The sequence below is a fragment of the Dietzia aerolata genome, assembly GCF_014144865.1.
Lineage (GTDB): Bacteria > Actinomycetota > Actinomycetes > Mycobacteriales > Mycobacteriaceae > Dietzia > Dietzia aerolata.
The window spans coordinates 1-7,290 of sequence record NZ_JAALDM010000213.1 but is presented as its reverse complement, the minus strand read 5'-3'; the positions used below and the strand labels follow the sequence as shown (position 1 = coordinate 7,290).

At 68.5% G+C, this 7,290-nt stretch carries 7 protein-coding genes; 4 read left to right on the top strand and 3 right to left on the bottom strand.

What is annotated here, in order from left to right:
* The coding region (locus tag G6016_RS12300; protein ID WP_338403600.1) for a PaaI family thioesterase at positions 1-802 on the top strand (802 nt) is incomplete at its 5' end.
* Between the two features lie 22 nt (positions 803-824).
* A complete protein-coding gene (locus G6016_RS17705) occupies positions 825-1,523 on the top strand; it encodes a hotdog domain-containing protein (protein ID WP_182632933.1) in 699 nt (232 codons plus the stop codon).
* 98 nt (positions 1,524-1,621) lie between these two features.
* Here the strand turns inward: G6016_RS17705 and G6016_RS12290 are convergent, their stop codons facing one another.
* A complete protein-coding gene (locus G6016_RS12290; RefSeq protein ID WP_182632932.1) occupies positions 1,622-2,440 on the bottom strand; it encodes an SDR family NAD(P)-dependent oxidoreductase in 819 nt (272 codons plus the stop codon).
* Between the two features lie 63 nt (positions 2,441-2,503).
* On the opposite strand from G6016_RS12290, the gene G6016_RS12285 reads away from it, so the two are divergent.
* Positions 2,504-3,214 carry a PaaI family thioesterase gene (locus G6016_RS12285; protein ID WP_241730272.1) on the top strand — a complete coding sequence of 237 codons (711 nt, stop codon included), beginning with the start codon at positions 2,504-2,506 and terminating at the stop codon, positions 3,212-3,214.
* An 89-nt stretch (positions 3,215-3,303) separates the two neighbouring features.
* Here the strand turns inward: G6016_RS12285 and G6016_RS12280 are convergent, their stop codons facing one another.
* On the bottom strand, positions 3,304-3,963 hold the full coding sequence (locus G6016_RS12280; protein WP_241730271.1) for a TetR/AcrR family transcriptional regulator: 660 nt from the start codon (positions 3,961-3,963) through the stop codon (positions 3,304-3,306).
* Between the two features lie 133 nt (positions 3,964-4,096).
* Positions 4,097-5,683 (bottom strand): fatty acid desaturase, encoded by a 1,587-nt coding sequence (locus G6016_RS12275; protein ID WP_182632929.1) that lies wholly within the window; start codon positions 5,681-5,683, stop codon positions 4,097-4,099.
* A gap of 302 nt (positions 5,684-5,985) precedes the next feature.
* On the opposite strand from G6016_RS12275, the gene G6016_RS12270 reads away from it, so the two are divergent.
* A partial coding sequence (locus G6016_RS12270) for an ABC transporter ATP-binding protein (protein WP_182632934.1) occupies positions 5,986-7,290 on the top strand: 1,305 nt, incomplete at its 3' end.

Below are 7,290 nucleotides of genomic sequence, written 5' to 3'. Positions count from 1 at the left end.
ACGGCTCGTTCTTCGGTCGCCGCGCGGGTCGCGGGGCGGCTGCGCGGCCGTGACCGGTCCTGATCCGGCCGCACCGGGTTCTGGCGCGCTGGTCACCGTGGGATCCGCGTCCACCCTCAGGTCGGCGCCCCCGCGCCGACCACGCCCCGAGGTGGATCTGGCCGCGCTGGACCGATCGGGCGGCCCCGGGGTTGCCGTGGATCGTGCCGACGACGACGAGGCCGGCCTCTTCGCCCTCGTCGATCAGGTGCGACGCATCCGTTCCCTGACCTCGGGCGGTCAGTTCGCAACCGAGCTGGGTCCGCTCACCGAGCGGCTGCGCGAGGTGGCCGATGAGCTGGAGGCCGCGTCGGCCACGCCGCAGCAGCGGCTGGAGACCATGTGGTCGAATCAGAACTACATGGCCAATTGTCCGGTGGTCGGGCGGGCGAACGTGCTGGCCCCGCCGATGGAGTACGAGCTCCTCGAGGACGGGCGGCTGCGCTCTGAGCTCACGCTGGGCATCGAGTATCAGGGCCCTCCGGGCCGGGTCCATGGCGGGTTCGTCGCGTTGATCTTCGACGCCATTCTGGGCCGGGCGAATCATCACGCCGGCACCACGGGGATGACCATGTACCTGGACATCGACTACCGCGGCGGCACCCCGCTGTTGGAGCCGATCGTGGTGACGGGCGGGCCGGTGTGGGTGGAGGGCCGCAAGGTGTGGTCGCAGGGCGCGATCTACGCCGGCGACCAGTTGTGTGCGACGGCGGAGGGGTTGTTCGTCAGGCCCGAGGGTTGGGTGCGGGACGGCGGGCACTGATGCGCAGAGTAGATTCGCACGTGTGAGCACTGATTCTTCCGCCTCCGGCGAGCAGCCCGTCGAGACCACCGACCCCGGGTCGGTCGATGCGGACGGAGCCCCCTTCCTGCAGCAGCCCGATGACGGCTCGGGTCATCTCGAGCTGGCCGCGGAGCTGCGTCGCCTCCGGGGTCTGGTGGCCGGCTCGACGTTCGAGGACGTCCATGACGCGGTCGCGACCGTCCGGGAGCTCTCCGACCACCTCGAGAAGGTGGGCACCCGGGTGAACCCCTTCACGTACGAGACCTGGGGTGTGCCCGAGCACATCGGGGCGAACCCGGCGATCGGCTCACGCAATCCGATCTCGCCTCCGCTGGAGCCGGTGGTGTTCCCCGACGGCACCGTCCGCGTGGAGCTGACCCTGGGGATCGAATACCAGGGACCGCCCGGATGCGTCCACGGCGGAATCGTGGCGCTGCTGTTCGACGAGATGCTGGGCCTGGCGAACGCGGCCGCGGGAAGTGTCGGGATGACCGCCGACCTGCGGGTCACGTACAAGTCCCCGACCCCGTTGCTGCAGCCACTGCGTATCGAGGCCCGGCAGATCCGGACCGAGGGACGCAAGATCTGGACCGAGGCCACGCTTCATACCGGTGACACGCTGTGCGCGCGCACCGAGGGGCTGTTCATCGAGCCGCGAGGGATCCGCGACGAGGACCGGGACAAGCCCATCGAGGGCTGAGCCCGCCCGGCCGCCATCGACAAGAGCCTTCCGCACACGTTTTCCCAAGACGGGGTGTGCGGAAGGCTCTTCTCGTGTGTCAGGGGTAGGCCGCGGATCTACTCCCCGCGGAGTGCCTGCATGCGCTTGTGCGCTCCGGCGACGATCCGGCCACGGTTGGTGCCCGAGGTGAACTCGACGCCCTTGACGTTGCCCTCGCCGCCGAGAACGTGGACCGGGCCGTTGCCGATGGCGGTCATGACCTCGTCGGCCACCTCGTCCGGCTCGCTGACGGTCATGCCGGGCAGGTCCATGTCGAGGCCGGCGCGGATCATGGCGGGTGTGCGGGTGACGCCGAGGATGACCTCCACCACGTCGACGCCGTACTCGCGCATCTCGAGCCACAGTCCCTCGACGAACACGCGGCTGAACGCCTTGGCTGCCGAGTAGATGCTCATGTCGGCGTGCCCGAGGTAGCCGGCCATGGATCCCATCACCACGATGCCGCCCTTGCCACGCGCCTTGAGGGCGGGGCCGAAGCGGCGGATGATCTGCATCGGCGAGGTGATGTTGAGGTCTATGACCTTCTGCACCTGCGCCATGTCGGATTCGACGAACTCGGAGCCGTAGGTGTTGGCGCCGGCGTTGAGGATGAGCAGGCCCAGGTCCAGCCCCTCCACCGCCTCGGCGATCTTGTCGGTCGAGTCGGCCTCGGTGAGGTCCGCGGACACGACGCGGCAGTCGACACCCTTGGCACGGACGGCCGCCGCGGTCTCCTCGAGGGCCTCGAGTTTGCGGGCGACAAGGACGGAGGACACGCCCTGGTCGGCGAGACGGAAGGCGATTTCGGCGCCTACGCCCTCGCTGCCGCCCACGACGAGCGCCCACGGACCGTAGGCAGAAGGATCAAAAGGTTTCGGATTGACAGGTGTCGACATACTCTTCAGAGTATGACGACGAACGAAGATCGGCCAGGTTTTGGTGGAGTACCCCTCCCTGGCATGCGTGACGACGAACTGTTTTCGTTCGAGGACGCGCGCCAACGGCTGGGGGAGTCGTTTGATCCACTGCCGGTCCCGGCGATCCCGCCGGCCGATCCCGACCTCGATCGGGTGGTGGTGGAGCTCCGTAGGCTGCGTGACGCATCGGCCGCGCTGGCGATGTCGGAGGTCGAGCTGGGGGATATCGCGGACCGCCTGGGCGAGGTGGCGAGCCTGCTCGAATCCCGTGTGGCCGGGCCGGCCGATCGGCTCGAGACCATGTGGAAGGGGGCCGGAACCCGCCGGTCGAATCCGGTGTCCGGGCCCGAGAACCCGATCGCGCCGCCCGTCGATTTTGTGGGCTGCGACGACGGATCGGTCATGGCCACGGTGACCCTGGGACCGGCGTACCAGGGCCCTCCGGGGTGCGTGCACGGTGGGATCAGCGCGCTGATCATCGACCACATGATGGGCCTGGCCAACCACTGGGGCGGCCGCTACGGCATGACCGCCCACTACGAGCTGGACTACCGGTCACCCACCCCGTTGCTGCAGCCACTGACATTCCGGTGCTGGGTTCATGAGGTCGACGGCCGGAAGACGTGGACGCACGGCACGATCCATGCCGGGGACCGGCTGTGTGTCGAGGCCCGGGGCTTGTTCCTCGAGGCGAGTGTCCCGGTGCCGGGGCAGCCCGGCACGCGCTCGACAGTCGCCGACGGAAGTCAGTAGGCGGCACGCGGCGTCGCCGGCGGTGCGCCCAGCGGTGCCCGTCTACACAGCGTCCGGCTACACAGCGTCCGGCTCCTTTGCGCCCGAGGTCAGGCGTCGGCGCTGGCGGGGCTGTCCCCCTCGGCACCGACCTTGACGACCTTCTGCAGGTACGGCGCGACCACTTCGGTGAGGCCGCTGGCGAGTTCGTCGGGGTCCTCGGGCGGGAGCGAGATGAAGCTGATGCCGATGCGGGCGATGATCGAGGCGGCCAGCCGGGCCTGGTCGGGCGCGATCTGCATCCAGCTCTCGGACAGTGCCGGGGTCAGCACTTCGGTGGCGCGCTCGATTAGCGGCCCGGCCTCGGTGGTGATGAGCCGCAGCAGGTCGGGCTTGATGTCGCCGGTGAGCAGGGCGCGAATGAGGGGGTCTCGGCTGCTGGCGAGCAGGAATCCGTTGATCCCTTCGTGCAGCGCGGTCTCGACCTGGCCGGGGTTCCGGTTGATCGAGTCGCGGATCTCCCCGGCGTACCGCTCCGAGAGCTGGAGGGCGTACGCCTGGGCGAGACCCTGCCTGTTGCCGAACGTGCTGTAGAGCGTCTGGCGGCTGAGACCGGCGGCTTTGGCGACATCGGACATGGTCACGCCGGACCAGTCCCGGGTTTCCAGGAGCCCGTGCATCGCATCGAACACTGTGGCCCGCAGCGGCACGCGCCCACGGCGCTCGCCGCCGGAAGAGCGACTGTCAGTGGTCAAACGGTGGCGAGGCATGACGACCATTGTTCCCGATTCGATCTCGTCGCGCTGACGTGGATCGCCGACGGGGGCCTGCCGGGCCTCTCAGGCCTGCCACACCCGCCGACCCGACCGGACCAGGCCGACCCGACCCGGCCGACCGACCCGACTACAGCACCGGCCGGAAGTCCACCTTGTCGCGTACGCCGCAGTCCGAGCAGCTCCAGCTGTCTGGGATGGCGGACCAGGGGGTGCCGGCGGGGAATCCCTCGCGCGGGAGGCCGACCTTCTCGGAGTAGTGATTGCCGCAGTTGGGGCACACGTACTCGCCGGTCGGGGAGACCTGGTCGGTCACGATGTCGGTGTCCACGACAACCTGCTCGGCAACGGCAGTGCTGCTTGCCGCGCCGCCCGCCCTGGTGCCGGTCGCGCCACCGGCTGCCGCCGGCGCCTCGGGGGCGTACCGGGCGAGGATCTTCTCGCGCTTGGACGGCTGGATGTTGGCGCGGGTGATGTCGCCGTCGTAGTGCGCCAGGACGCGCTTGTCCATGACCTTGCGCCACAGCGGCGGGATGTAGGCCACCACCATCATCCCGGCGTAGCCGGAGGGCAGCTGCGGTGCTTCGTCGAAGCTGCGCAGCACCTGGTAGCGACGCATCGGGTTGGCGTGGTGGTCGGAGTGCCGCTGCAGGTGGTACAGGAAGATGTTGGTGACCAGGTGGTCGGAGTTCCACGAGTGCTCGGGCCGGCAGCGCTGGTATCGCCCGGCGGAGGTCTTCTGCCGCAGCAGCCCGTAGTGCTCGAGGTAGTTGACGACCTCCAGCAGCGAGAATCCGAAGATCGCCTGCACGATCAGCCACGGTGCCACCTGCCAGCCGAAGATCGCGATCAGCGCGCCGAAGAGCACGACGGTCATGAGCCACGCGTTGAGGTTGTCGTTGCGCAGGGTCCACGGGCCCTTGCCCTGACGCCCGAGCCGCTCCTTCTCCAGCGCCCAGGCCGAACGCAGGGAGCCCCACACGCTGCGCGGCAGGAACCGCCAGAAGGACTCGCCGAACCGCGAGCTGGCGGGGTCCTCGGGGGTGGCGACGCGGGCGTGGTGACCGCGGTTGTGCTCGATGAAGAAGTGCCCGTAGCCGGTGGTGGCCAGCGCGACCTTGGACAGCCACTTCTCGCTGCCGGCGATCTTGTGGCCGAGCTCGTGGGCGGTGTTGATGCCGATGCCGCCGGTGATCGCGACGGTCCAGGCCACGCCGATCGCCGCAGCGATGCCGAGCCCGCCGTCGTAGCCGAGCCACGACAGGTCGTCGGCGCTCCAGAGGTAGCAGGCCAGGATCAGCGCGCCGTACTGGAACGGGATGTACAGGTAGGTGCACCAGCGGTAGAACGGGTCGGCTTCGAGCCGGTCCATCACCTCGTCCGGCGGGTTCTCGCCGTCAACGCCGATACGGTAGTCGCCGAGCGGCACCGCGACGTAGACGAGGAACGGCAGCAGGTACCACGAGAGGGTTGCCGCGATGCCCCAGCCGAGCGCGTTGAAGCCCGCGACCAGCGGGAGCGACAGGAACAGGCCCGCGGCGGGGATGAGGCCGAGCAGCCAGAGGTACCGCTTGGCGTCGGTCCAGGGGTAGGGCTCGACATCGGCATGCGCGTGGCCATGGCCGTGCTCGTGCGTCTGCGCGTGGTGCGCGTGCACATCGGCGTGCTCGTGCTCGCGCCCGCCGCCGGTGGGCCGGATGTACTCGGTGCTCGACATTGCTGACGACCTTCCCAGAATCACGACAGTGTGGCATATCCCACTCTGTTGGCCCGAGTTTAGACAAACTCGCGGGCCGTGTCTAGACACGATGGCCTTCTTTGTCCACGCGAGGGTTTCGCTCAAGACCACGATCAAGGTCAAAAACAAGGTCAAGATCAAGACCAAGATCAAGGTCAAGACCTGACGACGACGACAACGTCAGCCCCACTTCGAGACGGAATATCGACCCTGTTCACGACGTTCTACAAGCGGGTCGTCGGAGGCTTGCTCCGACCCGGAAGGAGTGGCCCGACGTGACGATGCAACAGGCCGCGATGCGCACGCTCATGCGGGCCGAGAACAACAACATCACCCTCGACCGGAGCGTGTTCACCCGCGAGAATTTCCGGCGGATCGGGCAGTTCGCGCGCCCGCACAGCCGGCGGATCGTGATCTTTTTGATCTTGTCGGTGTTCGGGGCAACGCTCGCCGTGGTCACCCCGCTCCTGGCCGGGCGGGTGGTGGACGCGATCGTCGCACACGACGCGCCGCGGGTCGTGGTGATGCTGGCACTGGCGATCGCCGCGATCGGCGTGGTCGAGGCCGTCACGGCGATCTTCACGCGGCTGTGGTCCGCGCGCATCGGGGAGGGACTGATCCTGGACCTGCGCCGGGCGGTGTTCGACCACGTGCAGACCATGCCCATCGCCTTCTTCATGCGCACCCGCACCGGCGCGCTGGTCAGCCGCCTGAACAACGACGTGATGGGCGCCCAGCGCGCGTTCTCCGACACCCTGTCCGGGGTCGTGTCCAACCTGGTGCAACTGGTGCTGACGCTCATCGTCATGGCCGGTATCAACTGGCAACTCACCCTGCTGTCGGTGCTGTTGCTCCCGATCTTCCTGTTCCCGGCCCGCTACGTCGGACGCCGCCTGGCCACGTTGCGTCGTGAGGCCTCCAACCTCAACGCGTCGATGAACGACCAGATGACAGAGCGCTTCAACGCCGGCGGCGCCACCCTGGTCAAGCTGTTCGGCCGACCGGATGCCGAGTCCACCGAGTTCGCGGCGCGCGCCGGCCGGGTTCGCGGCATCGGTGTGCGTACCGCGCTGCTGATGAGCGTGTTCATGAACTCGCTGACCCTCGTCTCGACTCTCGCGCTGGCGCTCGTCTACGGCCTGGGCGGCTGGTTCGCCCTCAACGGCACCCTGGACGCCGGGTCGGTCGTCGCCCTGGCCCTGCTGCTGACCCGGCTCTACGGTCCGCTGACCGCCCTGGCCAACGCGCCGATGGACATCGTCACCGCGATAGTCAGCTTCGAGCGGGTCTTCGAGGTGCTCGATCTCGAGCCGCTCCTCAAGGACGCGCCCGACGCCGTGGACCTCCCCGAGGGGCCCGTGACCATCGAGTTCGACGACGTCCACTTCTCCTACCCCTCGGCCGACAAGGTCTCCCTGGCCTCCCTCGAGGAGGTCGCCGTCCTGGACAACCGTGGCGGCGAGGAGGTGCTCCACGGGATCTCCTTCCGCGCCGATCCCGGCCAGATGATCGCCCTAGTCGGCTCCTCTGGGGCTGGGAAATCCACCATCGCGTCACTGCTCCCGAGGCTCTACGACGTCGATTCG